Annotated in this window: 29 protein-coding genes; 17 read left to right on the forward strand and 12 right to left on the reverse strand. The window is 41.0% G+C overall.

Going from position 1 to position 26,160, the window contains the following annotated elements; translation table 11 throughout:
* The first annotated feature begins 146 nt into the window (after nucleotides 1-146).
* The 4 genes from mecA (at nucleotide 147) to pepF (ending at nucleotide 6,119) form a co-directional block, all read left to right on the forward strand.
* Complete coding sequence (gene mecA / locus LQ216_RS03525) at nucleotides 147-818, forward strand: adaptor protein MecA (RefSeq protein ID WP_230126731.1); 672 nt, start codon at nucleotides 147-149, stop codon at nucleotides 816-818.
* A gap of 159 nt (nucleotides 819-977) precedes the next feature.
* Nucleotides 978-2,486, forward strand: coding sequence for a cardiolipin synthase (gene cls, locus LQ216_RS03530; protein ID WP_230126733.1), 1,509 nt, complete (start codon nucleotides 978-980; stop codon nucleotides 2,484-2,486).
* Between the two features lie 434 nt (nucleotides 2,487-2,920).
* On the forward strand, nucleotides 2,921-4,207 hold the full coding sequence (locus LQ216_RS03535) for a competence protein CoiA family protein (protein ID WP_230126736.1): 1,287 nt from the start codon (nucleotides 2,921-2,923) through the stop codon (nucleotides 4,205-4,207).
* A gap of 94 nt (nucleotides 4,208-4,301) precedes the next feature.
* Complete coding sequence (gene pepF, locus LQ216_RS03540; RefSeq protein WP_230126737.1) at nucleotides 4,302-6,119, forward strand: oligoendopeptidase F; 1,818 nt, start codon at nucleotides 4,302-4,304, stop codon at nucleotides 6,117-6,119.
* A 451-nt stretch (nucleotides 6,120-6,570) separates the two neighbouring features.
* On the opposite strand, the gene LQ216_RS03545 is transcribed toward pepF, so the two are convergent.
* From LQ216_RS03545 to LQ216_RS03560, 4 genes are all read right to left on the reverse strand, one after another.
* A complete protein-coding gene (locus LQ216_RS03545; RefSeq protein ID WP_230126884.1) occupies nucleotides 6,571-7,437 on the reverse strand; it encodes a ClpXP adapter SpxH family protein in 867 nt (288 codons plus the stop codon).
* 35 nt (nucleotides 7,438-7,472) lie between these two features.
* Nucleotides 7,473-7,877 (reverse strand): globin, encoded by a 405-nt coding sequence (locus LQ216_RS03550; RefSeq protein WP_230126739.1) that lies wholly within the window; start codon nucleotides 7,875-7,877, stop codon nucleotides 7,473-7,475.
* A gap of 248 nt (nucleotides 7,878-8,125) precedes the next feature.
* Nucleotides 8,126-8,812, reverse strand: coding sequence for a lytic transglycosylase domain-containing protein (locus LQ216_RS03555; RefSeq protein ID WP_230126741.1), 687 nt, complete (start codon nucleotides 8,810-8,812; stop codon nucleotides 8,126-8,128).
* Between the two features lie 42 nt (nucleotides 8,813-8,854).
* On the reverse strand, nucleotides 8,855-9,433 hold the full coding sequence (locus LQ216_RS03560; RefSeq protein WP_230126743.1) for a CYTH domain-containing protein: 579 nt from the start codon (nucleotides 9,431-9,433) through the stop codon (nucleotides 8,855-8,857).
* Nucleotides 9,434-9,573: 140 nt separating this feature from the next.
* On the opposite strand from LQ216_RS03560, the gene LQ216_RS03565 reads away from it, so the two are divergent.
* The 4 genes from LQ216_RS03565 to LQ216_RS03580 all read left to right on the forward strand — a co-directional run bounded on the left by LQ216_RS03565 (nucleotide 9,574) and on the right by LQ216_RS03580 (nucleotide 12,784).
* The gene (locus LQ216_RS03565) at nucleotides 9,574-9,942 is read left to right on the forward strand and encodes a hypothetical protein (RefSeq protein WP_230126745.1); all 369 of its coding nucleotides are present in this window, start codon (nucleotides 9,574-9,576) and stop codon (nucleotides 9,940-9,942) included.
* 157 nt (nucleotides 9,943-10,099) lie between these two features.
* Nucleotides 10,100-10,741, forward strand: coding sequence for a GTP pyrophosphokinase family protein (locus LQ216_RS03570; protein WP_230126747.1), 642 nt, complete (start codon nucleotides 10,100-10,102; stop codon nucleotides 10,739-10,741).
* 315 nt (nucleotides 10,742-11,056) lie between these two features.
* Entirely contained in the window at nucleotides 11,057-11,851 is a 795-nt protein-coding gene (locus LQ216_RS03575) for an NAD kinase (RefSeq protein ID WP_230126749.1), read from the forward strand.
* An 18-nt stretch (nucleotides 11,852-11,869) separates the two neighbouring features.
* The gene (locus LQ216_RS03580; protein WP_230126751.1) at nucleotides 11,870-12,784 is read left to right on the forward strand and encodes an RluA family pseudouridine synthase; all 915 of its coding nucleotides are present in this window, start codon (nucleotides 11,870-11,872) and stop codon (nucleotides 12,782-12,784) included.
* Between the two features lie 66 nt (nucleotides 12,785-12,850).
* On the opposite strand, the gene prpE is transcribed toward LQ216_RS03580, so the two are convergent.
* Nucleotides 12,851-13,594, reverse strand: a complete 744-nt coding sequence (gene prpE / locus LQ216_RS03585) for a bis(5'-nucleosyl)-tetraphosphatase PrpE (protein WP_230126753.1) — start codon at nucleotides 13,592-13,594, stop codon at nucleotides 12,851-12,853.
* Between the two features lie 194 nt (nucleotides 13,595-13,788).
* On the opposite strand from prpE, the gene mgtE reads away from it, so the two are divergent.
* A complete protein-coding gene (mgtE, locus tag LQ216_RS03590; protein ID WP_230126755.1) occupies nucleotides 13,789-15,150 on the forward strand; it encodes a magnesium transporter in 1,362 nt (453 codons plus the stop codon).
* A gap of 60 nt (nucleotides 15,151-15,210) precedes the next feature.
* On the opposite strand, the gene LQ216_RS03595 is transcribed toward mgtE, so the two are convergent.
* Together LQ216_RS03595 and LQ216_RS03600 are read right to left on the reverse strand one after the other, a co-directional pair.
* Complete coding sequence (locus LQ216_RS03595; protein ID WP_230126757.1) at nucleotides 15,211-16,053, reverse strand: ABC transporter permease subunit; 843 nt, start codon at nucleotides 16,051-16,053, stop codon at nucleotides 15,211-15,213.
* Nucleotides 16,046-16,957: an ABC transporter ATP-binding protein gene (locus tag LQ216_RS03600; RefSeq protein WP_230126759.1), complete on the reverse strand. Its 912-nt coding sequence runs from the start codon at nucleotides 16,955-16,957 to the stop codon at nucleotides 16,046-16,048. Before LQ216_RS03600 ends, LQ216_RS03595 begins: the two co-directional genes overlap by 8 nt.
* 210 nt (nucleotides 16,958-17,167) lie before the next feature.
* On the opposite strand from LQ216_RS03600, the gene fabI reads away from it, so the two are divergent.
* The 7 genes from fabI (at nucleotide 17,168) to LQ216_RS03635 (ending at nucleotide 21,203) form a co-directional block, all read left to right on the forward strand.
* Nucleotides 17,168-17,938: an enoyl-ACP reductase FabI gene (gene fabI, locus LQ216_RS03605; protein ID WP_230126761.1), complete on the forward strand. Its 771-nt coding sequence runs from the start codon at nucleotides 17,168-17,170 to the stop codon at nucleotides 17,936-17,938.
* 193 nt (nucleotides 17,939-18,131) lie between these two features.
* Nucleotides 18,132-18,698, forward strand: a complete 567-nt coding sequence (locus LQ216_RS03610) for a hypothetical protein (protein ID WP_230126763.1) — start codon at nucleotides 18,132-18,134, stop codon at nucleotides 18,696-18,698.
* 56 nt (nucleotides 18,699-18,754) lie between these two features.
* Entirely contained in the window at nucleotides 18,755-19,120 is a 366-nt protein-coding gene (locus LQ216_RS03615; protein WP_354958351.1) for a DUF1360 domain-containing protein, read from the forward strand.
* A gap of 521 nt (nucleotides 19,121-19,641) precedes the next feature.
* Entirely contained in the window at nucleotides 19,642-20,133 is a 492-nt protein-coding gene (locus LQ216_RS03620) for a YhcN/YlaJ family sporulation lipoprotein (protein WP_230126765.1), read from the forward strand.
* An 83-nt stretch (nucleotides 20,134-20,216) separates the two neighbouring features.
* Nucleotides 20,217-20,573 (forward strand): stage V sporulation protein AE, encoded by a 357-nt coding sequence (gene spoVAE, locus LQ216_RS03625; protein ID WP_230126767.1) that lies wholly within the window; start codon nucleotides 20,217-20,219, stop codon nucleotides 20,571-20,573.
* Nucleotides 20,574-20,681: 108 nt separating this feature from the next.
* Nucleotides 20,682-20,810 (forward strand): YjcZ family sporulation protein, encoded by a 129-nt coding sequence (locus LQ216_RS03630; RefSeq protein WP_117307726.1) that lies wholly within the window; start codon nucleotides 20,682-20,684, stop codon nucleotides 20,808-20,810.
* A gap of 135 nt (nucleotides 20,811-20,945) precedes the next feature.
* Nucleotides 20,946-21,203 (forward strand): stage VI sporulation protein F, encoded by a 258-nt coding sequence (locus LQ216_RS03635; protein ID WP_230126769.1) that lies wholly within the window; start codon nucleotides 20,946-20,948, stop codon nucleotides 21,201-21,203.
* Between the two features lie 157 nt (nucleotides 21,204-21,360).
* Here the strand turns inward: LQ216_RS03635 and LQ216_RS03640 are convergent, their stop codons facing one another.
* Entirely contained in the window at nucleotides 21,361-23,613 is a 2,253-nt protein-coding gene (locus LQ216_RS03640; protein WP_230126771.1) for an ATP-dependent helicase, read from the reverse strand.
* Nucleotides 23,614-23,775: 162 nt separating this feature from the next.
* On the opposite strand from LQ216_RS03640, the gene LQ216_RS03645 reads away from it, so the two are divergent.
* Nucleotides 23,776-24,090 (forward strand): hypothetical protein, encoded by a 315-nt coding sequence (locus tag LQ216_RS03645; RefSeq protein ID WP_230126773.1) that lies wholly within the window; start codon nucleotides 23,776-23,778, stop codon nucleotides 24,088-24,090.
* A gap of 32 nt (nucleotides 24,091-24,122) precedes the next feature.
* On the opposite strand, the gene LQ216_RS03650 is transcribed toward LQ216_RS03645, so the two are convergent.
* From LQ216_RS03650 to LQ216_RS03665, 4 genes are all read right to left on the reverse strand, one after another.
* On the reverse strand, nucleotides 24,123-24,599 hold the full coding sequence (locus tag LQ216_RS03650; RefSeq protein ID WP_230126775.1) for a spore coat protein: 477 nt from the start codon (nucleotides 24,597-24,599) through the stop codon (nucleotides 24,123-24,125).
* 69 nt (nucleotides 24,600-24,668) lie between these two features.
* The gene (locus tag LQ216_RS03655) at nucleotides 24,669-24,995 is read right to left on the reverse strand and encodes a hypothetical protein (protein ID WP_230126776.1); all 327 of its coding nucleotides are present in this window, start codon (nucleotides 24,993-24,995) and stop codon (nucleotides 24,669-24,671) included.
* Nucleotides 24,996-25,144: 149 nt separating this feature from the next.
* Complete coding sequence (locus tag LQ216_RS03660; RefSeq protein ID WP_230126778.1) at nucleotides 25,145-25,570, reverse strand: GNAT family N-acetyltransferase; 426 nt, start codon at nucleotides 25,568-25,570, stop codon at nucleotides 25,145-25,147.
* 4 nt (nucleotides 25,571-25,574) lie between these two features.
* Nucleotides 25,575-26,090 carry a YjcG family protein gene (locus tag LQ216_RS03665; protein ID WP_230126780.1) on the reverse strand — a complete coding sequence of 172 codons (516 nt, stop codon included), beginning with the start codon at nucleotides 26,088-26,090 and terminating at the stop codon, nucleotides 25,575-25,577.
* Nucleotides 26,091-26,160: the final 70 nt, after the last annotated feature.

Genomic DNA, 26,160 nt, shown 5'->3' on the forward strand with positions numbered 1-26,160 from the left:
TCATAAAATAAAAGAAAAATAGAATATTTTTTCCCGAAAGGCTGTGATTACAAATCCGGCTTCATGGGTAAATATATTAGAAAGAGCTACTGTTAGCTCGGGGGTAATTATCCCTTCCAAACGTCAACAGAAGGGAGAGAACTATCATGGAAATAGAACGTATTAATGACGATACCGTAAAGTTTTACATTTCTTATATAGATATTGAAGAACGCGGCTTTGACCGGGAAGAAATCTGGTACAGCCGTGAACGCAGTGAAGAGCTTTTCTGGGAAATGATGGACGAGGTGCATCAAGAAGAAGAATTCATGATTGAAGGCCCATTATGGATTCAGGTTCAGGCACTTGAAAAAGGGCTGGAGGTTCTCGTGACGAAAGCACAGTTAAGTAAAGATGGCCAAAAGCTGGAATTGCCGATTTCGGAAGAAAAGCTGAAAGATCTGCCGGTGGACGAGAAGATTGAATCGCTTCTGGATCAGCACTTTCATGGAAAACAGCAGGAATCCAATCTGCTTCAATTCGAGGATGGCATTTTAGAATTTGTCACCGAGTTTGACGATTTCGATGATTTAATCGCGTTAAGCACTCGATATGGCTTGGATGAGCTAACCAGTAAACTGTTTGCCTACGGCAATAAATACTATTTGTACATTGAGTTCTCTGAAGAAGAAATTGATGAAGACGAAATAGATAACGTTTTAAGCATCCTTCTTGAATATAGTGAGGAATCACCGACTACAGTGCATATGCTTGAAGAATATGGCAAAGTCGTAATGGAAAGCGATGTTTTTGAAACCGTAAATAAATATTTTGCATAATGATAGGCCGATTTCATACAGGAATCGGCTTTTTTATGATATAAAATTTTATATAAGAAGAATTTTTTTGCTGAGGGATTGTCCTTTTGACTAAAAGAATAGTAAGGACTCATTAAGGGTATATACGTAAGAGGATAGATAGACAGGCAGGTGGAATGTATGAAAACTGGAATTCGTGTATTGTTACTGGTTATCATTTTAAGTGGTTTGTGGTTTTTATTTAGGGAAACATCGAGAGGAGACATTCTCGGTTTCTTCAGTATTTTGCTCACATTATCACTAGTAATTATCGGGGTTATTATTTTCCTTGAAAACAGGCACCCGTCCCAAACGATTACCTGGCTGGTCGTGTTTGGGGCTTTCCCCTTATTTGGCTTCATCTTGTATTTCCTCTTTGGCAGGAACTACAGGAAAGAGAGAATGTATCGTAAAAAGTATTTCCTGGACAAAGAAGCGTATTTAAGAATCAATGGCGAGCATGATGGCAATAGCGATAGAATGCTGGAGATGGGGGACCATCAGCAAAAGCTGTTCAAGCTGGCACAGAGAATTGGCAACAGCCCGATTTCGTTTGGAACCGAAACGAAAATATTGACGAATGGCAACGAGACATTTTCTCATATTCTGGAGGAGCTTAAAAAAGCAAATCATCATATACATATGGAGTATTACATTGTCCGCCATGATAATATCGGTATGGATATAAAGAAGGTTTTAATCGCCAAAGCGAAGCAAGGAGTAAAAGTGCGCTTTTTGTACGACTCTGTGGGATCGTGGCAGCTTTCAAGGGAATATATTCAGGATCTAAAAAATGCAGGGGTCGAGATGGTCGAATTCGGCCCGGTAAGGCTTCCTTTCTTAAACAATAAATTTAACTTTAGGAATCATCGGAAAATAATTGTCATTGATGGATCTGTGGCGTTTATGGGCGGCTTAAACATAGGTGATGAATACTTGGGCCGCGATGAACACTTCGGGTTTTGGCGCGATACACATCTCATGCTAAAGGGAGAAGCCGTCCGGACATTACAGCTCATTTTTTTACAGGATTGGTATTACAGCACCGATCACAGTTTCTTGACTGATGAATATTTGTCACCAATTCCGATTGTCCATAATCATGGCGGGGTTCAAATGATTGCAGGAGGGCCCGATAATGAATGGACGGTGATCAAAAACATCTTTTTCTCGATGATTTCATCGGCGAAAGAATCTGTTTGGATTGCATCACCGTACTTCATACCCGATGAAGATATTTTCCAGGCACTGAAAATTGCCGCGCTTAGCGGCCTGGATGTAAGGCTCCTCGTTCCGAAAAATCCGGATAAACGAATTGTCTTTCATGCGTCGCGTTCCTATTTTCCGGAGTTGCTGGAAGCAGGTGTGAGGGTATTCGAATATAAAAATGGTTTTATGCACAGCAAGATTGTCATTGTAGATAATGAATTGGCTTCGATCGGGACTTCAAATATGGACATGCGTAGCTTTCATCTGAATTTTGAAGTGAATGCGTTTTTATATAAAACAAGAAGTACTCAAAAGCTGGTGAATGATTATTTGCAAGACATTATGGAATCCAGGGAACTGCATCTCGAAACATTTTCAAAGCGAAATATCGGCTTAAAAGTGATCGAATCGACATGCAGACTGTTGTCTCCGCTTTTATAACAATTGCTGGATCTGAGTCCTTTAAGGAACTCAGGTCTTTTTGATTTTTAGTTCAACGAGCAGAAATTTTAATAATCGAGCACAAATTCAAATAATCGAGCAGAAATTAAAATGATCGAGCAGAAATTCAAGTAATCGAAGTAATCGAGCACAAATCCAAATAATCGAGCACAAATCCAAATAATCGAGCACAAATCAAAATAATCGAGCAGAAATTCAAGTAATTGAACAGAAATCAAAACAATCGAGCAGAAAGTCCGGATACTGGCAACAAAACAGGAAAAGATGCAACAAAATCAAAATTCCGGCAACGAAATTTCAATAATCAGGCAGCAATCAACTTTAATGGACTCCATTCCTGAATTTGTCGGATATTCATCTGAAATGCCGCTCTCAAAAAAATCCAACTTCACACAATAGGGAGAACATTTATTTTGGCAGAAATTAAGGCTCGCCAAATTTGTTATTTAGCAGGAAATAAAGTGGCTCAACCAGAATATATACAGATAGAAAGGGGGTCAGCGATGCTGACTGCAAAAAATAAAAATGGAGCTTATGTAACATTGCATAATATTAGAACGAAAGGAAAACTGTTGGAAATGAGAAAGGAGGACACCTTTTACTGTCCTTGCTGCGAGAACGAAGTAATGATAAAAGCCGGAAAGATAAAAATCCCCCATTTTGCCCATATCCGCAATAACTCCTGCCATGCATCCTCTGAGCCTGAATCTGATTATCATCTTTTAGGAAAAACAAATCTATACCTTTGGCTGAAATCAAAACAGTATCTGGTTTTCCTCGAAGCATATATTCCCGAAATTCGGCAAAGAGCTGATATCCTCGTCATTGTAAAATCACAGAAATATGCCATCGAATTTCAGTGCTCCTCCATTCCTGAAGAGGATTTTATCTCCAGAACAAATTCCTATCGTGCCCAGGGCATCATCCCAATCTGGATTCTTGCCGACAAAAATATCAAAAAGATCAAACCAAATGAGTTTTCCCTGCGTAATTTTGATTGGCTGTTTCTCACAGACCGACTGGACTCGCCTTCAATTGTTACCTACTGTCCGTTTAAAGACCAGATTACTAAGCTTGAGAAAATTCTCCCTTTTTCTCCCCGAACTGTTTTTGCTAATCAATGTCATGAGACACTTTCCTCTGCTTCTTTCCAATCGCTTTTTCATGCTTCATCACGGAAACTGCCTTATCTCCGCCAGTGGAGGGAGAAAAGAATATCATGGTCTTTCCAAAGCTCAAGAACAGCAAGGGTAACTGATTCTTTCTTCCGATTTCTTTATGTAAATCAAATCTCTCCGGTTACACTACCACCCGAAGTGGGGATACCTGTTGCCGGAATGCAAGTGATTCATACAGCGGCCGTCCAGTGGCAAGCTTATGTTTTTATTGATATGCTCTTTCGAAGAGAAGCAGGCGAGACTCTGTCCATGGATGAATGTATCCGCTCTTTCGAAAAAAGAATAAGAAACGGGGATATCCGCTTAAGAAAACTGCCGCTGCTTGGTACGAAGGACTACCTGCTTCCAATGATAAGCTATGTGTCATTTTTCAAAAAAACAGGGTATATAGAAGAGTATAAAACCGGATACTTTAAAGTAATGAAAAAAGTTAGGGTCGCTAAAACATATGACCAATGGGTGGAATGGGAGAAAAATTTTTATTACAGACACCAAGAGCTGCTGCAAGCGGACAAAGAATGATAAATAGCATGTCAAAGTCAGAAAAAACAGCAGGATTTTTTACGATGAAACAGAATTAGTATAGATAGAACTTTTTGAAATGGAGGATTCGTTTATGGCACAGGAAACGGAAATAAAAAAGCTTCCAGCTAGAGATGAGATAACGGTTGAAGAGACATGGAGACTGGAAGATATTTTTGCTACGGAAGAAGACTGGGAAAGTGAATGGAAAGGGATAAAAGAGGACTTGGCAAAAGCCGAATCTTTTAAAGGCACGTTAGGTGATAGTGCCGATAAATTGTTTACCGCACTTCAGTTCCAGGATGAAGTTTTTGAAAGGCTTGGCAGAGTTTATACCTATTCGCACATGCGTTATGATCAGGATACGACAAACTCCTTTTATCAAGGCATGGACGACCGTGCCAAAAACCTATATTCCCAAGCCGCAAGCGCATTCTCTTATGTGGTTCCAGAACTGCTTGGCATCGATGAAAGCAGGGTCCAGCAGTTCCTGCAGGAGAAAGAGGAACTTAAGCTTTATGAACACTCATTAGAAGAAATTAACAAACAAAGGCCGCATGTGCTAACGGCTGAGCAGGAAGCATTGCTGGCGCAAGCATCCGAGGTGTTGGGTGCTTCCAGCAATACGTTCGGGATGTTGAATAACGCCGACCTTGTATTTCCAACCATAAAGGATGAAGACGGTAATGAAGTGGAGATTACGCATGGCCGTTATATTCGCTTTCTTGAAAGTGAAGACCGCAGGGTTCGGGAAGAAGCGTTCAAAGGTGTATACGCCACTTACGGGCAGTTTAAAAACACATTTGCGAGCACCCTTTCCGGTGCTGTCAAGAACCACAATTTTAACGCGAGCGTGCGTAAATATGAGTCAGCGCGCCATTCGGCATTGAGCAATAATAATATCCCGGAGAGCGTCTATGATAATTTAGTGAATACTGTGAATGAAAACCTCCATTTGCTTCATCGCTATGTTGATTTAAGAAAGAAAGTGCTCGGACTTGAAGAGGTTCACATGTATGACCTTTATACTCCATTGGTAAAGGAAGTAAAGATGGAAGTGCCCTATGAAGAGGCGAAAGAGTATCTTTTAAAAGGCTTGGCGCCGCTCGGGGAGGATTATTTGGATGTCTTAAAAGAAGGCTTCGCAAACCGCTGGGTTGACGTTCAAGAGAATAAAGGAAAACGAAGCGGCGCTTATTCATCCGGTACATACGGAACAAACCCGTATATATTAATGAACTGGCAGAGTAACGTCAATAACCTGTTTACGTTGGCGCATGAATTCGGGCACTCTGTCCACAGCTACTATACAAGAAAAACGCAACCTTACCCATACGGCAACTATTCCATTTTTGTTGCGGAGGTTGCTTCCACATGCAACGAAAATCTGCTTAATGATTATTTGCTGAAAACGATCGATGACGAAAAGAAGCGGATTTATCTGTTGAACCATTACTTAGAGGGATTCAGGGGAACTCTATTCCGCCAGACGATGTTTGCGGAATTTGAGCATCTCATCCATGAGAAATCGCAAAAAGGTGAAGCATTAACCGCTGATATGCTCACAAAAGAGTATTATGAGTTAAATAAGAAGTATTTTGGAAGCGATATTGTCATCGATGAGGAAATTGGTCTGGAATGGTCTAGAATTCCGCATTTCTACTACAATTATTATGTATATCAATACGCAACCGGAATCTCTGCGGCTACGGCATTAAGCAAACAGATTCTCGAAGAAGGGCAACCGGCAGTGGATCGCTATATTGAGTTCTTGAAGTCGGGAAGCTCCGATTATCCGATTGAAGTATTGAAAAAAGCCGGAGTGGACATGACAGAAGCGGATCCGATTAGGGAAGCGCTTAAAGTATTTGATGAAAAGCTAACAGAATTGGAAACATTATTACAGCAGTAATTGAAAAAAGTTGCGGAACCTTTTATCGGTTAAAAACCTTTAAAACGGTTCCGCTGATTAAAAATATAAAAAAAATAGAATAATGTAAAAAACAGAAGCGGCGAGCTAATATAGATAGGGATGATTTTCATTAATCCAAGCAGTTGGAGAAATAGCATCCCAGCTAAAAATAACAAAGAAAAGACAAACTTCGCTATCATTTCGTCATTCCCTCCTGTATAGGTCTTTATTCTATATATATGGGTAAAGACAAACCTTATTCGGAAAATTTGACAATATTGTGAAGAAAAGCACAACCCCCTTGAAAGAAGGAGCGGATGTTTGATATATTACAAGTGAAGTTGTTCACATATAAACATATACCCCCTTTGTTTAACGTGAAAAATTTCCCCATCCCCTTTGTTCGTAAGAATGAAAAAGCCTTGCAATTAGTTAATTTGCAAGGCTTTTTCTATTTCTGGATATCATCGCTAATTCCGGTGTACTTCCAAAATGTACCGTGCTTTGCAGGAATCATTTCGACTATTTGCTTTAATAAGAGTTTTTTCATTTCACGTTCGACTTCATTTTTAGACATATTATAAACGACTTCGATTTCTCTCGTAGCGATAACTTTGAAGGATTGGACAAAAGATTCAAGAGATGGAGGGCTCTTTGGTTCGGGAAGACCTTTTAACATATCATCAAGGATATTTACATATACGTCATAAGGGTAAAAACCAGAAATTTTGATTCCTTCTTCCTCGATATTCTGATTAAAAAAGACCAGGGTCGGAATCTCACTTACCTCCATTTCGGAGGTGATTTTCAAATCGCATTGAAAGCCTTTAGCAGCACTTTCGGATGTAATATCATTTATAAATTCATCAACATCGAGACCAACATCACGAGCGCATTCCATCAGGATACCCATGCTCGTAATGTCTTGCTTTTCCAGAAATAATAACTCCTGAAGTTTTCTTAGAAAAAGAATCGCAAGCCTGCGTCCCTGCAGTTCCGCTGCCTTTATCGCTATAGAGGCGCTATACGGGGAAGCGATCGGAGTTTCCATCCACAAGCTTCCGTCACAGGACATTCCTGATCTGGAGGCTGTCCTTTCCCACGCTTGAGCAATATTTTCGAAATTCTTGTTTTTTCCTCTATTAAGAGAGGCCAGTTTTCCGCTTAACACATGCTTTAAACTGAACAATTGACCATATTCGATTTGTAATTTTTTTATAATAGGTTCTAAAGCCCAGCATTCGGGACATAAAGGATCGATAAATACATAAATTTCAATGGGCTTTTTACAAGCGCCATGGAGGGATTGAGATTTTATCCAATCTGTAACGTTGAAAACCGGTTTTTGAGAACTCACAAGCCTTCTCCTTTCCAGTCTTTTTCAGGTGTGTTGATCATATGTTGCGCGGTCAGGTAAAGACGGTGATAGAAAAACTCCCTAATTTCTCCTTCCAGGCCGACTTCGTCCATTGCTTCTCTCATGCACGATAGCCATGCTTCAGCCCGGCTGGGTGTAACTTCAAAGGGGTTATGGCGTGCTCTTAACATCGGGTGACCGTGTTCATTCGTATATAATTGAGGACCGCCAAGATATTGGGTCATAAATTGTTTTTGCTTTCTGGCGGTTTCTGTTAAATCATCCGGAAAAATCGGAATCAGCTCCGGGTGTTTGCTTACATTGGAGTAAAAGACATCGATTAGCTCATGCAGGCGCCCTTCTCCTATTGCGTCATATGGCGTAGGGTTTCCATCTTTCATGCTGATTACTCCTTTAGATAGATTATGCTTATTTTATCAATCACCTTCGGATTTCTCAAATCAAACGCTTGTTAACAATAAGAATGAAGGAGCAGAAGCTTATAACTAAAGGTTTTAACTATATGTAAGCGATTTCAATTTCTTTTTTAAAAAAGGCTGGCTCATTTTAAAGAACCTACCTACCGGATTGCATGGTAGGTTGACTCCTGAGAAAGAAAACCTTCCTAGCTTGAGACAGCCATTTTATATTAACTAAAATACGTATCCGTAACTTTTCTTACATAATTTTGGGTTTCTTTAAACGGTGGTATTCCTCCGTGTTTATCCACATTGCCCGGACCGGCATTATAAGCGGCAAGTGCAAGGTTTATGTTCCCATCATAGCGGTCAAGCATCTGTCGGAGATATTTGCTTCCACCCATGACATTTTCAAACGGATCCAGTATATTCTTTACGCCCAGGCCTCTCGCGGTTGAAGGCATTAATTGCATTAATCCCGTAGCGCCAGCGTGGCTCTTTGCATCAGGATTAAAGTTGGATTCCTGCTTAATCACTGATTTAATGAGTTTCTCAGGCAAATTATACAGTTCAGCCGCCTTTTTAATGATATCTTCAAAACCTGCTGAAGAAGAATGATTACCTGCAGATAAGGTTGCGGGCGCCTGAGCAGGAGTAAAGCTTAAGGGAAATGGGACATCGGTCATGCTTTTAATCGGCATGCTATCAAACAGATTGTCTAGAGTATTTTTATTGGTGAGAATATCGACAAGTCCCCCGAGAGTTTGGGAAATGGAATGATCCCCGTCCTGGCCGATAGCGGCAACCAGCATTTCCTGAAAAAGGTTTTCGGGCTGCTGCTCGGTCGTGTTTTGTGAACCGGTTAATCCTTGTAAAGCCTGGAGATCCATCAGCATGTTAACATCCTGTAATTTCAATTTATTATTCACCTCAAGAGTTAGTTTGAATGTTTATCTAATTCACTTGTTTACCATCGCATTATACAGTCTTCTAATTTTATTTTCGGTTGTTCTGGCGGGAATGTTAAGGTTTTTTAGCAAATTTTTAAAAATTTCCTGGCCTTCCCTCTTGTTGCTTACTTCATATTCTACCTCATAATCCTCTTTATTTAAGTAAGTGCTGTGGTCAAGTACAAGCAATCCTTCTTTATATGGAAGCTCTGCCCGGCTTGTTTGAAGCGTGCCAAAATATTGAATGCTTTTCGGGGATATATCCATCGTTTCTATCAGTCTGACAATTCCGCTTTCCGACAACGAAGTTCCTTTTAACATGCTATCTGCCTGTTTCTTTGTCAGCTCTAGATTCGTCTCGAGTAATCCGTCTTTTGCCGGCTGCTTAAGCGTTAACTCATATCTCTCATTTTTTTCGCGAATTCTTAAAGCTGACTTTTGATCCTTTAGTTCAAAAAGCGGTGTATCAAAATAGTGATTAAGCTGGGTTGTAAAATCTGTCTCGGAAACATTGAAATGTTCCATCAGCTTGTCAAATTCATCCCTATATAATAAATTTTTGAATTCAATCTCGATGTGCTGATCCACAGAAATCATCCTTTCCTTAAATCTTCGATTCGTCCATATTATTTATTATGTCCTGAACGTATCTCAACAGCAAACTTGAATTTTTAGGAATCACACCCGGAATGTGATAAAATAAAGTCGTGAAATTGGGAGGTTGAATTATGAAAGAGAGAATTACAATCAATGAAGCTGACATCATCAATAACGAACTGGTGCTAAAAACGGGTGAGTTCGTTGATTTATCCAAACTGACACCAAAAGAGCAGTTGTTGGTTGATTCTGATGGTATTGCTTTTATATACATCACAGAAAATCATGAGGATTATACATATATTTCATTGCCGGAAATCATCTGGCCAGCATTAAAGGAAGCCTGGTCAAGGAAATTACCGGCCATATTTACCTCGGATAATAAAAAGCTTGAATTGACAGGGATATTTGAAGAACTTGCTTATTTAATCGACAATATCCAGGGGAACGGAAATTATGGGGAAGAATTTGTTTCGAAAGTAGAAGAGACTTTTCTTTAAAATGAAAGTATAACTTTTCAACTTTGAAAGATGGCTAGCTACGACGTATTGGCCGTGATTTTTGCGCTGACGTCGTCACATGTAGTGGCGGACTTAGTCGTTCTGCTTGCGTTTTTTTAGTTGAAAACTGAAAAGCTTTGGGGACAGGGGTGCAGCCATGGAACATTGGAATGATTTTTTGGCTCCTTATATACAGGCTATTGAGGAGTTGAAGCTGAAATTAAAAGGGATGAGAACTCAATTCGAGCGTGAGCAAATACATTCGCCGATTGAGTTTGTCACTGGAAGAGTAAAGCCGATTGTCAGCATTCTGGATAAAGCCGTTCAAAAGAATATCCCATTGGATAGCTTAGGTGCGGAGATGCAAGATATTGCCGGAATTCGGATGATGTGCCAGTTTGTTGATGATATCAAGAGAGTAGTAGAGCTGTTGCGTGTAAGAAATGATTTTGAAATAGTCGAGGAAAGAGATTATATTTCCCACAATAAAGCAAGTGGTTATCGATCCTACCATATGGTGATCCGCTATCCAGTACAGACCATCCATGGTGAAAAGAAAATTCTTGTAGAAATACAGATTCGAACACTGGCGATGAATTTCTGGGCAACCATTGAGCATTCTTTAAACTATAAATACAAAGGGGACTTTCCTGAGGACATTCGAATTCGCCTCAAAAGGGCAGCAGAAGCAGCCTCATTACTTGATGAAGAAATGTCACAAATCCGATTGGAAATTCAGGAAGCGCAGCGGATTTTTTCAAGAAAGAAAGAAACTTACGGGGAATCTAAACGGAATTAGGCATCCGAAACCAGGGATTTATGATCCAAACTCAGATTTTATTATCCAAGTTGAGGATTTATTATCCAAACTCAGGTTACATGATCAGCCCTTTCAAAAAATCATGGTAATGAAGCCAATTAGGCGGCCGGGGCAAAGCAGACTATTAATTTATTAGCCATCATAGCATTTTCTTATTTTATTTAACCCGTCTCCTTTCCGATTGACTATGTATTCATCGCTGAGATTCCCATCGAACCACGATTCGAACTAATGACCAATAATGCTTTTTAATATAGTATCCGCTATAAAAATCTAGTGAACAGGGTGAGAACAATGAAATTTGCGATAACCTCAAAGGGAGATGCCAAATCGAATACGCTTATGCACAAAATGCGCACATCTCTTCAGGATTTTAAACTGGAGTATGATGAAAACCAGCCGGACATCGTTGTTTCAATAGGTGGAGACGGGACTTTGCTATACGCGTTCCACCGTTATAAAAACCGTCTGGATAAAACGGCTTTTGTCGGTGTTCATACGGGTCACCTTGGTTTTTACGCAGATTGGACACCGGACGAAATAGAAAAGCTTGTTCTCGCATTGGCTAAAACGCCGTTTCAGGTCGTGGAATATCCACTTTTGGAAGTGATTGTCCGCTATCAACACGGAGGAAGAGAGTCCAGATTCCTTGCCTTAAATGAATCGACCGTAAAAAGTGTGGATAGTACCCTTGTCATGGACGTTGAGATACGCGGTCAGCATTTCGAAACCTTCCGTGGAGACGGCCTTTGTGTTTCAACTCCTTCCGGAAGTACGGCATACAATAAAGCATTGGGTGGTGCTATTATCCATCCGTCCTTTGATGCGATCCAGCTTGCCGAAATGGCTTCAATCAATAACCGGGTTTTCCGTACGGTAGGCTCGCCATTATTACTGCCGGGACACCATACGTGCATGCTGAGACCCGTCAACAACGTAAACTTTCAAATAACGATAGATCATTTGTCCCTGCTTCATGAAGATGTTAAGTCGATGCAGTTTCGGGTAGCGGATGAAAAAATCCGTTTTGCCAGATTCCGGCCGTTTCCTTTTTGGAAAAGAGTCCATGATTCTTTCATATCAGATTAAGGAGTTACTGATGCCCACATGTCAAACAGGAACCTGCAAAAACCTTTTCGGCTCGAATGGATGACCGAAAATAACGATGACGGTAAGCTTCTGAGAACTTTCCTTGCGGAACAACATATTTCGAAACGGACATTGAAAGCGATCAAATTCGACGGTGGAAAAATAAAAGTGAACGAAAAAGAGGTAACCGTACGGCATCTTCTTAATGCCGGAGACAAAATAGAGGTGATCTTCCCACCGGAAGAAGCAAACAGTCGTCTTACTGCTGAAAATATCCCCCTCCAGATTAAATATGAAGATGACTATGTTCTTGTAGCGGTCAAACCGGCTCACATGAATACAATCCCTTCCAGAGAACACCCGGTAGGGAGCCTTGCCAACGCTTTGGCCGGCTATTATAAGAAAAAAGAATTACTATCTACCATCCATATTGTAACAAGGCTTGACCGTGACACTTCAGGCCTTGTTTTAATTGCCAAGCATCGACATGTGCACCACCTGTTAAGTGAACAACAGAAGCAGGGCCTGGTGAAGCGACGATATACAGCAGTTGTGGAAGGCATTATTCAAGAAGAGAATGGGAAAATAGAGGAGCCGATTGGCCGAAGATCAACGAGCATTATTGAACGGGAAGTTAGGATTGACGGGCAATATGCTTGTACGCTTTTTGAGGTGGTCGCCAGATTAAAAGGATATACCCATATTGAGCTTCAGCTGTTGACCGGACGTACGCATCAAATCCGGGTCCATTTATCACATTATGGTTTCCCGCTTGCGGGCGATGATTTATATGAAGGGGGCAGGAAAGATATTTCCAGACAGGCCTTGCATTGCAGCAGTGTAACGTTCTTTCATCCTTTTTTAAACAGGAGCCTTACATTTGAAGAACAACTCCCGGCTGATATGCTTAAGCTCATTAATCAATCGCAGTAGCCCGGTTTGCTGCATACAATTAAGTATAGAAAATATCTTTTTTTTAAGTATAGGACACTCAAAGTTTTAATCGAAAGTGGAGCGGAACTTTTCAGAAATATAAGGCATGGCTGAAGGTACGTCTATCAGTTCCATTTCCGGATAGCGTAAGGCGGTTAATTTCCCGCCAAACACACAGCCAGTATCGATGTTGTATGTATGGTTCACTCTACGCGCTTCCTTAACCGGAGTGTGTCCATAGATGATCCATGCATCACCCGAATATTCCCCGGCCCAGTCGAGCCTAACCGGGGTACCGTCTGGGTGTTTAGCTCCGGTGATGTCTCCATAAAGAACAAAAGTCTGTATCTTATTGTTGTTCTTTCCAATGTAGTCAGCTCGAATGCCTGCATGGGCAATGATTAATTTTCCATCGTCGGCCGTCTGATAAAGCGGAGACTGCTCATAGAGGTCGAGAAATTTTTTTCTTATTTTCTTTTGTTCACGGACGGGCAGGGCTTCATATTCGGCAACAGTCGTTTCAAGCCCGTGTTTGATTTGCACCTTGTTTCCCTGGAAATACCGGTACAGTTTATTGCAGTGGTTGCCGGGTGAGTAAAGGGCGAGCTTTTGGATGATAACGAGCTCATATACCGCTTCAACCACTTTAAGAGAAGCCGGTCCCCTGTCGGTCAGATCTCCGACAAATGCGAGAATTCTCCCCGTGGGATGAACCGGTATACCGCTATCCCAGGCGTAGCCGATTTTTTCTGTCAATTCCTTGAATTCCCCGAAACAGCCGTGAATATCACCTATAATATCTATCTGCATTTATTAACACCCTCTGGATAGTTTCTTGAAAAATGGAGCTAATAGTATCATACCCTGAAGGGGAAATTAAATAACAATAAGGAACGGACTTGAACTCCAGTTGCTAACTTCAAGATGTTTTGCATACGTCCTTTTGGTACAAATAATAATAGTTCAACGCTTCATGAGATTTGCGTGGGAGGAGGAACGGAAAAATGACGGATTCCGTGGAAAATATAAATACAGGTTTACTAATCCGAGCCTTAGAAGATGGGGACATAGATTCCTTCCGAAATGAATTTATGGAGTTGCACGCTTACGACCAGGCACAGTTTTACACAAGCCTTGAGGATAATCTTCGTTCGAAGGTTTACCTTTATCTATCGCCGGAAGAAATGGCAGCTCTATTTGAAAATATCGAAATTGAAGAACAAGAATATGAAAACCTGCTTGCGGAAATGGCACCTGTTTATGTGGCGGAAATGCTCTCTCATATGTATGTCGATGATGCGGTGGATGTTTTAAATGAGCTGGATAAGGAACAGGCTGTCAGTTACTTGACGATCATGGATGACGAAGCTGCACAGGACATAAAAGAACTTTTAAACTATGAAGAATATACGGCCGGAAGCATCATGACCACGGAATTTATCGCGATTTCCGCCAACCAAACCGTCCGTTCGGCGATGTATATTCTCAAAAAAGAAGCGCCACAGGCTGAAACGATTTATTACGTATATGTGATCGATGATGACCGAAAGCTATTAGGTGTCATATCGCTTCGTGATCTAATTATTGCCGATGATGAAACGATGATTTACGACATTATGTTTGATCGTATCGTGGCCGTACCGGTAACTGAGGATCAAGAAGAGGTTGCGAAAAAAATGAGGGATTATAATTTTCTGGCTGTACCGGTGGTTGACTTTCAGGAGCATCTGGTGGGGATCATTACGGTCGATGACATTATGGATGTTATGGAGGAAGAGGCATCTGATGATTACTCAAAGCTTGCAGGTATCTCAGATTTGGACCGGGTGGATAAGAACCCCTTTGCCGCAGCTAAAAAACGGCTGCCCTGGCTTGTGATTCTTTTGTTTCTAGGAATGATGACCGCCAGTTTGATCGGCAGGTTCGAGGAGACATTGAGCCAAAAAGCCATTCTGGCCGTTTTTGTTCCCTTGATTGCAGGCATGGCGGGGAATACCGGGACACAGGCACTGGCGGTTGCCGTCCGGGGAATCGCAACGGGTGACCTGGAGGAAGAAAGCAAGTGGAAACTCATTATGAGGGAAGCGGGCACTGGCTTAATCACAGGGACAATCTGCGGAACGCTGGTGATCTTCATCGTTTTCTTCTGGCAGCATGACTGGGTCCTTGGATTCTTGGTAGGCGCCTCAATTTTTGCCACACTAATCATTGCGACTATAGCCGGCTCTCTTGTCCCGCTTCTTATGCATAAAATGAAAGTGGATCCTGCTGTCGCATCTGGACCATTCATCACGACTATCAACGATATTATTAGTATTTTAATCTATTTTGGGATGGCAACCTTGTTCATGGGCTATTTGTCATAACGACAAAGAAAAATCGACGGCTCTGACTATCTTCATATCTCCTGATTATTTTGAAGCTTCCTAATGGATTTGACTTTCAAAGAGAGAATTCCTTTGATTAAAGCGAGTTATGATTTTTAACAGAATTGCATTGCCGAGAAACAAGCCTGCTCCGATTAAGAACAATACAGACGGGCTTAAGAAAAATAAGCCGCTTACCTGACTGATGATGACGCCTACCACCGGAAGTATCATGATTCCGCCAAACTGCTGGGCCTCCTGAAAGGATTTCACTTTAGCCGAAACCAGTACGTTTAGCAGGATGTTAAAGATGACAATGGCCGGAATAACCCAAAGCATCAATAACAGCCAAACTGGGTTCAAAAAGAGAATGCTTTTGAAAAGCGGATAGGCTAGCAAGTTCACAACGACTGCGCTTACTATAAACGTAGAATACGTAATGATTAACGTTGGTATGAGCGATGCCATTACTTTCCCTACAAACAGGTCATACACCGATATTGGGGCAAATAACAGGCTTTCCAGCGTTTTTCTTTCCTTTTCTCCAGCAAAGCTGCTAGATGCGGTGACCATGGAATTTATGATTGCAGCTATTAAGAAAAATGGAATCAGCATAAAATGCAAGAAAAAATAGACAAATTTAGCACCTAAAGTGGGCAATCCAGAAAGGGTACTTCGCATCTCTTCCACTGGGAAATGATCAATCACTGCCTGTATTGGTTTTTCAATGTCATCGGTTGATTGATTCAATGCATCAGTATGAATGCCGAGATACGTGATGACGGATGGAACGGCAATACATAGCACAAAAGACAAAATGACCATTGGTACCCAGACTTTTTTTGATGAAAGTACTGATTTAATATCTTTTGTGGCAATTGTTTTTATGATTTGTTTATTCATCGCGTTCACCTACAATCTTAAAATATAACGATTCCAGACTTCTATTGGTTATTTCGCTAGAGTGAATCCAGGTTTCCTGAAGAATCTGCCTTAGTAACGGCGCGATCTCCCTTTTAGAAGGTAAAAGAAATTCAACCTGGAGCGGTCCTTTTCGTTCATAGGAATAACCCATATACGTTTTGCCCTGGGCAGTAAGCCCTGTTTCCACCAGTAACCGGATCGAACCCAGGTATTTATCTTCAAGTTCGTTTTTAGTGCCAGCTTCAATAATTTGGCCTTTGTTTAAAACCAAATAGGAATCGCAAATATTCTCCAGCTGATGGAGTACGTGCGAACAAATAAGGATCGTCACGTTTTCTTCTTTGTTAAGCTTATTTAAGTAAAAGATGACCGAGTTTATCCCATCAGGGTCCAATCCATTTGTCGGTTCATCCAGGAATAATAGTTTCGGCTGATGCAGCAAAGCCTTGGCAACAGATAGCCTTTTTTTCATCCCGGTGGAAAACGTGCCGACAAGCTGGTCCTTGACGCTCAGTAAATCAAATTGATCCAGAAGATAGATTATGCGCTTGTCATCATAATTGCCGTATATCTTTGCAAAGAACACGAGGTTCTCCCAAGCACTCATATCATGATACAAGGATGCGCTCTCGGTTACGATTCCCGCTCTTTTCCTAATTTCATCACCCTCTTCTATCGGATTAAATCCCATTACGGCAATTTCGCCCCCGCTCGCAGCAATTACTCCATTTAACAAGCGTATAATCGTTGTCTTTCCTGCTCCATTTGGGCCGAGGAGCCCGGTAATGCTTCCTTCTCTAATCGAAAATGACACCCCGTTAATAATTAGATGCCTTTTTATTTCTTTGTTTACGTTGCGTACATCGATTATATAATGGTTCAATCCAAATCCCTCCAAAAAACAAGTCAATCAAATGTAAGATGTTTAAATACAATAATTCGCTTGAAAAAATAAAATCCCTTTTAGTCAGTCAGATTATGTAGAACTAATAATGTCATGTTTCGAAAAATGTTTTATTCGTCACGATTGTTTGATATACTCTAATTAGTACTAGGTACTAATAACTTGTATAAAACAGGAGGCATATAAGCCATGACTCTCTCTTTACATGGAAAAACGTATGTTGTAATGGGTGTTGCCAATAAACGAAGCATTGCCTGGGGAATCGCTCGTTCCTTGCACGAGGCCGGTGCAAAATTGATTTTTACATATGCAGGTGAACGGCTTGAAAAAAACGTGAGGGAACTGGCTGAATCTTTAGGAACTTCATCGCTTGTATTGCCTTGTGATGTGACAGACGATGAAGATATTAATAAGTGCTTTGCGGTTATTAAGGAAGAAGTCGGTACCATTCACGGCATCGCTCATTGCATTGCTTTCGCCAATAAGGAAGAACTCGAGGGGGACTATATGAATACAACCCGCGACGGTTTCTTGCTTGCACACAACATTAGTTCTTATTCATTGACTGCGGTGGCAAAGACTGCAAAGGAATTGATGTCCGAAGGCGGCAGTATCGTCACCTTGACGTATCTTGGCGGCGAACGCGTCCTGCCGAATTATAATGTGATGGGGGTTGCAAAAGCCTCATTGGATGCGAGTGTGAGATACTTGGCAAACGACCTGGGCAAGCAGGGAATCCGGGTGAATTCCATTTCTGCCGGGCCGATCCGCACCTTGTCAGCGAAAGGTGTCAGCGACTTTAATTCCATTTTGAAAAAAATTGAAGAGAGTGCCCCTCTTCGCCGTATCACAACACCTGAAGAGGTTGGCGACACAGCTGTTTTCCTATTCAGCGACATGTCCCGTGGGATTACAGGAGAAAACATCCATGTTGATTCCGGTTATCATGTAATCGGTTAAAATGTACTGTCTGACAGAATACGTTTATGAACGAAGCTTGTCCTATTCGGGCAAGCTTTTTTATGTTTTGCGCTGGAGGAAAAAAAGGACACATCATAAAATGATAAATTGCCCATATATATTATATAAAGTCTGTTTATTTTTAATCTCAATGGATTTTTCGAAAATTATGTACTAAAGAAAGGAGCGTAAAATGGACGATAATACTAAACAAAAGGCTAAGCCACTTTTATATATTGTCCAACCGGAAATGCCGCCGCAGGATGCGCCACAAATGCAGCAGGTACATCGTTCAAAGGGCCATCAAAAAAAGAGAGAAGGCGTACCGGGTGAGGAGTCATTATTTTCAGATAGGGAGCAGAATGATGAAAATGAAGAACAGCGAAAAGAAGCTGACGAAGAACGAAAATTAGAGCAATTGAAACAGGAATACGGCGTGTATGAGGCGTTAAAGGAAATTGAGGATGAAATCGCCGCGGTTAAAAAAGTAACAATGCAAGAGGAAGAGGATTTCTCTTCATTGAATAGCAATCATATGTACAGTAACACACCCGAAGGACGAGATGCTTTGCTTTTAAAACTGAATGAGCTCTCGCAGTACCCCGCTAATGCACAAAAGCCACTCTGTGAAGCAGTTGTAAAAGGGAAAATCCTTAGCCTTCAAGTGCTCGGTAAACATGAAGACTCTATCAAAGTAAAATCCGGTCCTACCGTATTTGACCTTGATATTTCCGAAATACAGCATTTTAGGTTGGTATGATCCGTCTTTTTTACAGAAATATGCCTAGAATAAACCAAACTAAGCGGAGGATAGGCATGATGCTGGAAAACATCGATTTGACCATGATTATATTGCTCGGCCTGGCAGCATTCCGGCTGACCAGGCTTATTGTCTATGATAGAATTACGGAATTTATCAGAAGGCCGTTTTTTAAAGAGATAGAAGAAACAGAAGAAGACGGCACGGTAGAAATCTATTTTACCCCAAAGGAAGAAGGAGTCAAAGGTTGGATCGGAGAGCTTTTGAGCTGTCATTGGTGTACCGGTATTTGGGTGAGCATGCTGCTGGGAGGCTTATATCTATACCAAACCCCATTTAGTGATTATGTGATCATTGTTCTCGCAATAGCAGCGATTGGCTCTATCATTGAGACAATAATCAGCGGGTTGATAGGCAGTTGAAAGAACCATAGCATAAGGTGTCTTCATATACTATATAAGTTGAATTAAGCAGTCCACCAATTTATTTTTGACTCATTCATGTGAAACATGAGTTTCACATGCCTTTCAGCATAGCTGATAGGTCGCTCCAACTGCATAAGGTCGAGGAGAAAGCGAGCTTTCTCTCGACCTTATGCAGTTGGAGCTTAAATGAGCCAAAAATCAACGATATTATTTATCAACGCGCAATTCTTTAGTTAAACTTTCTTAATGGTACTAAAAGGAGGATTTGCTATGAATAAACAACAGCCGGGATATCCATACCCAAGACCCTTAGCCAAAGGCAAACCTGTTAAAGTGAAGAAAGGCTGCGGATGCCAAATAAGCAAATAAAAACAGCTCAAAAACAGCTAAGTTTAAAAAAGTGTGTAAACCTTATCTTTCAAAGGATAAGGTTTTTTTCTGGGAAAAATTTCATTCATAAAAAAGGTAGAAAGTCGAAAAATAATAAACAGAACAAACATTAATGAGGACGTGAGAACATGCCAAATAAAAGGCATAGTACAGCGTATTATCTTATCTTTTCCCTAACCCTTCTGTTTATTATCACAGGATGTACAGGTAACAGAGACGATCAGAAAGAGGGTATGGCCCTTATCCAGAAGACGGATCCTCCTGCCATGGACATCAGAAGCGTTACATATCAAAAAGATGGAGTACCGGAAAAGGTGAAAAATGAGGTGGCGAGAATTGACGGCATTTACGATGTTGTTGCCGTGCAAAACGGCAAAGATATTCTGGTCGCTTATAAGGTGAATCATATGCACAGGTTTCAAATGAAAAAGATTGAAAAGAATGTAAATGACCGCCTGAAGAAGAAGTTTAAGGGGTATAAATTTACCGTCTCCAGTGATTATAAGATCTTTCTGGAAACAGTGAGATTAAATAATATGCTCAGAGAAAAAGATGTCCCTGAAAAGAAGGCGAAGGAAAAATTTCAAAAAATAGTGAAGCTGCAAAAAGAATTAACGTAAAGGCAAGAACGATTAGCTGTTTGGGCGACAATGAACAGCAGTCATTCTTTTAGCAAGTCAAATCTTGAAGGGTGGAATGTTGAATGCTCCCAATGTTTTTTTGGGCGTTTGTTGTCGGAGGGATCATTTGTGTAATCGGCCAGCTTATGTTCGATGTAGCAAAGCTGACCCCGGCTCATACACTTAGTACCTTTGTAGTTGCCGGGGCGATACTAGACGGTTTTGGGCTTTATGAACCGCTGATGGATTTTGCTGGAGCGGGTGCAACCGTCCCGATTACCTCTTTTGGAAATTCCCTTGTCCATGGCGCGATGCAGGAGGCAGGGAAGCATGGGCTAGTGGGAGTTCTCACCGGGATGTTTGAAGTTACTAGTTCAGGTATATCTTCTGCGATAATATTCGGATTTATTGGAGCCTTGGTATTTAAGCCCAAAGGATAGGGACTTGTACCGTAAATTGGGTTCACTGTATGGGATGCTGCCTATACATCAGTCACTAGCCTTACATATGTTAAAGTAACCTAAGCGAAAAAGCGAGGTGAAATAAAAATGTACGGATATGGATGTAGTGGATATGGATACGAAGACGCCGGATATGATAAAGGCCACGGGTACGGTTTTGTTTTAATTGTAGTCTTGTTTATCTTGTTAATTATTGTCGGTGCGGCTTATTGCTAATCTTGAAAATGGAATGGGTTTAACCCGTTCCGTTTTTTTATGGATTATAGAAGTCCAGATGTTCATAATGTCCTAATTTCCTCACAATAAATATTCCTTTACATAGGATAGTAATACAGTGAAGGAGGGCTAAAAGTGGACAATAATTTCTTTAAAAACATGGAAGGCAAAACAGGCGTAAATATGAAGGATGTATTTGAATTGGCAAATTCGTTGCAAGGTGCAAATTTTAAAGATGAAAAGACGGTTCGAAACGTGATTAAACGTGTTTCCAGAATTGCCAATAAACCCGTGAACAAAGAAATGGAAGATAAAATCGTCAAGTCCATCGTGAAAGATGGCAATAAGCTCGATTTCAGCACGATTGCTAATATGCTTAATAAAAAGAAGTGATCAGATTGATTTAAAAAGGGGCCAACAAAAAGCTCATCCAAACGTGCTTTTCGTCGGCCCTTTTTTTTTAGCAGATTGAAAAACGATCCTGGTTATAATCAATTCAACAAATCGGGCAATCAGTCTGTGAAACCCGCTGATCATCCAAAGCCCTGATTTATAGCTTTAGAAACCGTGAAGGATAAGCTGTTTTTCCTCGTCTCGTTTGCGGTATAGAAAAGTAGAGACCGAGACTTGCGCGGGTTGCCGCGACATACAGCAGCCTCCGCTCTTCTTCCAATGGCTCAAGCTCACCCTTGCGGTAGGAATCTAAGGCGAAATCATGCGGAATGCTCCCATCGACGGTAGATAATACATACACTGTTTTGTACTCGAGTCCTTTTGAACGGTGAATCGTTGTAAGCTGAATAGCATCGGTTACGTGCTTGGAAAGCTGTTTCACTTCCTTATTCATTCCGATCATATGGTCAACGTGATCGAGAAATTCACCGATGGTTTCAAAGCGTTTAGCGGCAACCTTGATATCCCGGATGTCGTCCGAGCCCTTCTCGATATTACCTTCATTGCCCCGCTTTTTTACAAAGTCTTGATAGCCAAGATCCTTTTCAATGATTTCCAGGGCGACGGGCGGCCTGACATTCTTCAGTGATCGAATCTTTGCAGGGAGAGCCTTCAGCTTTCTCTCCTGAAAAGCATGTCCTGTTTTAATAAAGGAAAAGGCATCGATAAAATCACAATCCTGTAAAATGGTTAGTGCCTTCATCTCTTGGAGGACGCTTTGCTTTAAAAAAAGCGAGGATAACACATCGGCTGCAGCTTTTGAATTCTGCGGCTGCATACTTAAACGCAAAAAAGAAAGCATTCCTTTAACAATCCGCCGTTCATAGAAAGATTCGGCATCCTGTTCAATCATAAAAGGTAAAGAACCGGCTGCGAGTCTTTCGAATACTGCGCGTGACATAGAATGGGTTCGATAGAGAATCGCAAAATCGCCGGGTCTTGCTCCCTGGGATAATTTCTCCTTAATGTCAGTCACGATCATCGTGGCTTCCAATTCTTCGTCATATGGATAAAACATAAAGGCAGGTTCACTGAAATTGTGCTGAGCGCTCATCGTTTTGTCTATCCGGTTTTGATTGTTTGCAATGATCCGGTTTGCTGTAGCGACAATTTCATGTGCGGAACGGTAGTTTTCCGTAAGTTTAACCACTTTTGTACCGGGAAAATCTTTTTCAAAATCAAGAATAAAGGACGGGTTACTTCCACGGAAAGAATAGATGGCCTGGTCATCATCCCCGACAACACAAATATTTTTCGAGTCAGACGAAAGGAGTTTCACCAGTTCATATTGAACTTTATTAATATCCTGGAATTCATCGACATGAATATATTGAAACCGCTGCCTGTACCTCTCCAAGATTGCTGGGCTAGACTTTAAAAATAAATAACAGCCGACAAGCATATCATCAAAGTCATACATCCTTGTTTTTTCTTTAGATTCTTCATATTTTTTGTATAAATAAGCACATGATTTTTCCCAATCATCAACCGGTTTAATATCTTTCGGAAAAACGAGCGAGTTTTTCCATAGCCCGATTCTTTGAAGGGCATGATCATAAGCAAACTCTTTTTCATCCAGTCCGTATTCACGTCCGGCCGCTTTTATGATTTTTTCCTTTTCCCAGTCCCACTTTATTAGAAGGTCTCGCTGCCATTTTTCCGGCTCATGAAACATCAATATTTTGTAAAAGATGCTGTGGAAGGTTCCGCTGACCAGCTGATTTACGTCTGATACAGAGATTTTAGGATAAGACAGCAGCCTTTCTTTCATTTCTTTAGCGGCTTTCGCCGTAAACGTAACGAGCATAATGTCTTTCGGGTCGACTTTTTTCTCTGCAATCATATATGCGGTGCGTACCGTCAATACTCTTGTTTTGCCGCTCCCGGCACCAGATAAGACGAGCAGAGGGCCATCGATGCTGGTAGCAGCTGTCATTTGCTGTTTATCAAGCGTTATCCCATGTTCTTTGAGAAGTGCGAAATATGCACCTTCGTTTGTGTATGACGTAGGCATCTTTTCCGTGAACGATGGATTTCCCTTTATCGGTTTGCTTTTAATAAAAGATATGCCCGAAGAAGCACCGATATTTCTCTGTTTCGGCAGCCTGAAACCGGAACTTACAGAGTTCTCCATTACTTTCTCGGATTCAAGTTGCCACTCACAGTTTGAAGAGGGAAGAGCGTGATCAAAATACGGGGGTTCATGGATGCCTAGATGTAATTTCATATGGCTCCCACAAATCGGACAAGAAAGTTCTCCGCGCCGGCCTTGTTCATATAAGGCCTGAAGCCGTTCAGCAGATACAGCTTCAAGACGGATTATCTCTTTTCCTGATTTAGCTGCATTCATTGATATGACCTCAAATTCTATTTAATATTCAAGCAGTATTCATCATACCAAAACATATTCGAAACCAAAAGAGTCTAAATGATGTGTTTATGTAAAAAAAAAATGGGTATATATCTAATAAAGAAGGCTTTCGATACATAAAGTGTCGGCAAAGGGGTGAATATGATGGGATACATTCTTCCAGTGACTCAATATGAGTATATACAGTACGCAAATCGCACGGTGGGCGCTGAAAAGCAACCGGACAAGTTTGTACAAGGTGTTATGCCAATCAGACCGATTACATTTATTCAGAGCATGGATAAGGAAACAGAAAATGTAGAAAAAGGCGAATCGTTACAGAATAGAAAGCCTATGAACGCAGCTTCCGCTTATTTTTCTGTGCCATCATTGAAAAGCAAGATCCCTGAGCACATTATCACTCAAGCGACGGCCGAATTAACCGGTAAAGGCGGAAATATTAATGTCAAAATATAAAGAAAAGGACACATTTCGTGTCCTTTTCTTTTTTATAGAATATCTAGTTCTACGATAAGAGCAAGCAATAGTTGAAGCAATAGCTGGATATTGACGGCGACTTGCGCATCAGTTGTTCTGATATCAATATCTCTGGAGTTTTCGACAATTGTTTTTTGGCGTGTGATTTGCGTAATCTTGGAAGACTGAAGCAAATCCTGGGTGACTTTATCGGCTCTGTCTCCATCTGCGATTGAAATGCTGATCACTACTGCGATAGCTGCTTGAAGGGCTGCCTGTAAAGAAAGGGCCGCTTTCACGTCAGTAGAGTTGATCTCTACGTTGCAGGAATCTTTAATATAAATGAGCTCTTCAGACAATTGATACTCGGAACTTTTTTGCGTCGCATCCTGTTCGATTTCGTTGTCGTCGTCTTTGCAATAATTGCTCATCGGGTGTCTGGAGTCTGGATCCAATGCAGACCATCTGCTTTCATATTTTTCATTGCTTTTATAAACATCTTGATTCATAATGATCCTCCTTTTTGATTATTCACTTATAAAGTATGCAGGTCAGGCAACTATGTTTGGACGGATGCATCACTCCAAACGTCTATTTTTTCTTCTTTGCGCTAAGTTGAGTTCCGAAAATGCTTCTTGCTCGAGGCTTTCATCTGATTCAGTATCTCTGACATTGTACATATTGGTCCCCGGGTTTACATCAGCTTCTGTTATTGTGTTTCGATTGCCCATCAGTGCTGCTGATTGCTTCTGTAGAAGTTCGATTGTGCTTCTCAATTTATCCCTTTCCTCTTCAGAAAGATTGAACTTCCCTTTACTGATGCCATGCTTTTTCAGTGTACGGGACACCATTAATTCCATTAGCCGTCTCTGGGATTCTTCCATGTCGAATTCATTATTGTTCACGTTACCCCTCCTTTGTGATTCTTATAATAGTTTATGAGCACAAAGGCGAATTGCTCATAGGACAATAGTGGATTTTTATAGTTGCCGGAGGTGAAAGGAGAAAAAAACCGGACCGCTTCATGTTTTTGTACATGAAGCGTCCGGTTTAATTAGATTTCTTTTATCATCATTTTGTGTGGAATGCCCGCATCAAGGAATTCATCAGAAACCGTCAAATAACCAAGGCTTTCATAGAAGGGAATCGCGTGTGTCTGTGCATTCAGCTTCAATTTCTTGATGTCTGTTGAAATAGCGAATTCTTCGATGGCTTTCATGATCAGGACACCAGCACCTTTTTGGCGCGATGAAGAGATGACGCAAATTCGCTCAACCTTGCCTATACCGTCTAACATGCGAAAACGGCCGGCTCCGATCGGGTAATGCATGTCGTCATACAAAACAAAATGGGTTGCGTCCTGTTCGTATTGGTCAATTTCTTCCCGTGCTGGAACATGTTGTTCGTCGATGAAGACCTTTGTACGAACGAAATAAGCATCCTTACGTTCTTGCTCAGTTTTTGCAATGATTACGTTCATTTTTCTATTCCTTTCCTAATATGAATGTTTCATGGACGGACCACGAACCATTTTCAAGCTGATACAGAAGATGGAAACGATCCACTTCCTCTGAATGTGTGACATCAAGCATTCTTGACTGGCCGAACACATCGGAGTGTTCATCGTCTGAAAGCTGCTGTCCAATCGTAATGTGCGGGACAAAAGCATATTCATTTATACTCTTGAAGAAATCTTTACTATGAAGAGTTTCGTGTAATTTTTTCAGTTCAGGAGTTAGTTCAACTTTGAAATAAATGGTATTATTAACAGGCTGGAAAGAGCTGACTTTAAGGACGTTTAAGGTAAACGGCTTTGAATCTGAAGAGATTTGCGAAAGCTTTTCCGCGACATTTTTGATTTCAGTATCACTGGCTTCAAATGCCCCTTTAATTGTAATATGCGGAGGGATGAGTGCGTAATGCGGATCATACCGTTTTCGATAGGAATTTGCTTTGTCCTGGAGATTTTTTGATGGGAAAATAGCCACTCCATATTTCATTTTGGTACCTCCTCGTATAAAAAGTGAATGGTCTAACATGTGCAGTTATATAATTATAACAAAGTTTGGA

The organism is Bacillus sp. CECT 9360 (genome assembly GCF_918741275.1).
In the GTDB taxonomy this organism is placed as follows: Bacteria; Bacillota; Bacilli; order Bacillales; family DSM-1321; genus Peribacillus.

Coding starts and splice junctions, on each gene's coding strand:
- mecA (WP_230126731.1), top strand. CDS start 147: ATGGAAATAGAACGTATTAATGACGATACCGTAAAGTTTTACATTTCT.
- cls (WP_230126733.1), top strand. CDS start 978: ATGAAAACTGGAATTCGTGTATTGTTACTGGTTATCATTTTAAGTGGT.
- pepF (WP_230126737.1), top strand. CDS start 4,302: ATGGCACAGGAAACGGAAATAAAAAAGCTTCCAGCTAGAGATGAGATA.
- LQ216_RS03550 (WP_230126739.1), bottom strand. CDS start 7,877: ATGAAAGATGGAAACCCTACGCCATATGACGCAATAGGAGAAGGGCGC.
- LQ216_RS03565 (WP_230126745.1), top strand. CDS start 9,574: ATGAAAGAGAGAATTACAATCAATGAAGCTGACATCATCAATAACGAA.
- LQ216_RS03570 (WP_230126747.1), top strand. CDS start 10,100: ATGGAACATTGGAATGATTTTTTGGCTCCTTATATACAGGCTATTGAG.
- LQ216_RS03575 (WP_230126749.1), top strand. CDS start 11,057: ATGAAATTTGCGATAACCTCAAAGGGAGATGCCAAATCGAATACGCTT.
- LQ216_RS03580 (WP_230126751.1), top strand. CDS start 11,870: ATGTCAAACAGGAACCTGCAAAAACCTTTTCGGCTCGAATGGATGACC.
- prpE (WP_230126753.1), bottom strand. CDS start 13,594: ATGCAGATAGATATTATAGGTGATATTCACGGCTGTTTCGGGGAATTC.
- mgtE (WP_230126755.1), top strand. CDS start 13,789: ATGACGGATTCCGTGGAAAATATAAATACAGGTTTACTAATCCGAGCC.
- LQ216_RS03595 (WP_230126757.1), bottom strand. CDS start 16,053: ATGAATAAACAAATCATAAAAACAATTGCCACAAAAGATATTAAATCA.
- fabI (WP_230126761.1), top strand. CDS start 17,168: ATGACTCTCTCTTTACATGGAAAAACGTATGTTGTAATGGGTGTTGCC.
- LQ216_RS03610 (WP_230126763.1), top strand. CDS start 18,132: ATGGACGATAATACTAAACAAAAGGCTAAGCCACTTTTATATATTGTC.
- LQ216_RS03615 (WP_354958351.1), top strand. CDS start 18,755: ATGATGCTGGAAAACATCGATTTGACCATGATTATATTGCTCGGCCTG.
- LQ216_RS03620 (WP_230126765.1), top strand. CDS start 19,642: ATGCCAAATAAAAGGCATAGTACAGCGTATTATCTTATCTTTTCCCTA.
- spoVAE (WP_230126767.1), top strand. CDS start 20,217: ATGCTCCCAATGTTTTTTTGGGCGTTTGTTGTCGGAGGGATCATTTGT.
- LQ216_RS03630 (WP_117307726.1), top strand. CDS start 20,682: ATGTACGGATATGGATGTAGTGGATATGGATACGAAGACGCCGGATAT.
- LQ216_RS03640 (WP_230126771.1), bottom strand. CDS start 23,613: ATGAATGCAGCTAAATCAGGAAAAGAGATAATCCGTCTTGAAGCTGTA.
- LQ216_RS03645 (WP_230126773.1), top strand. CDS start 23,776: ATGATGGGATACATTCTTCCAGTGACTCAATATGAGTATATACAGTAC.
- LQ216_RS03650 (WP_230126775.1), bottom strand. CDS start 24,599: ATGAATCAAGATGTTTATAAAAGCAATGAAAAATATGAAAGCAGATGG.
- LQ216_RS03660 (WP_230126778.1), bottom strand. CDS start 25,570: ATGAACGTAATCATTGCAAAAACTGAGCAAGAACGTAAGGATGCTTAT.
- LQ216_RS03665 (WP_230126780.1), bottom strand. CDS start 26,090: ATGAAATATGGAGTGGCTATTTTCCCATCAAAAAATCTCCAGGACAAA.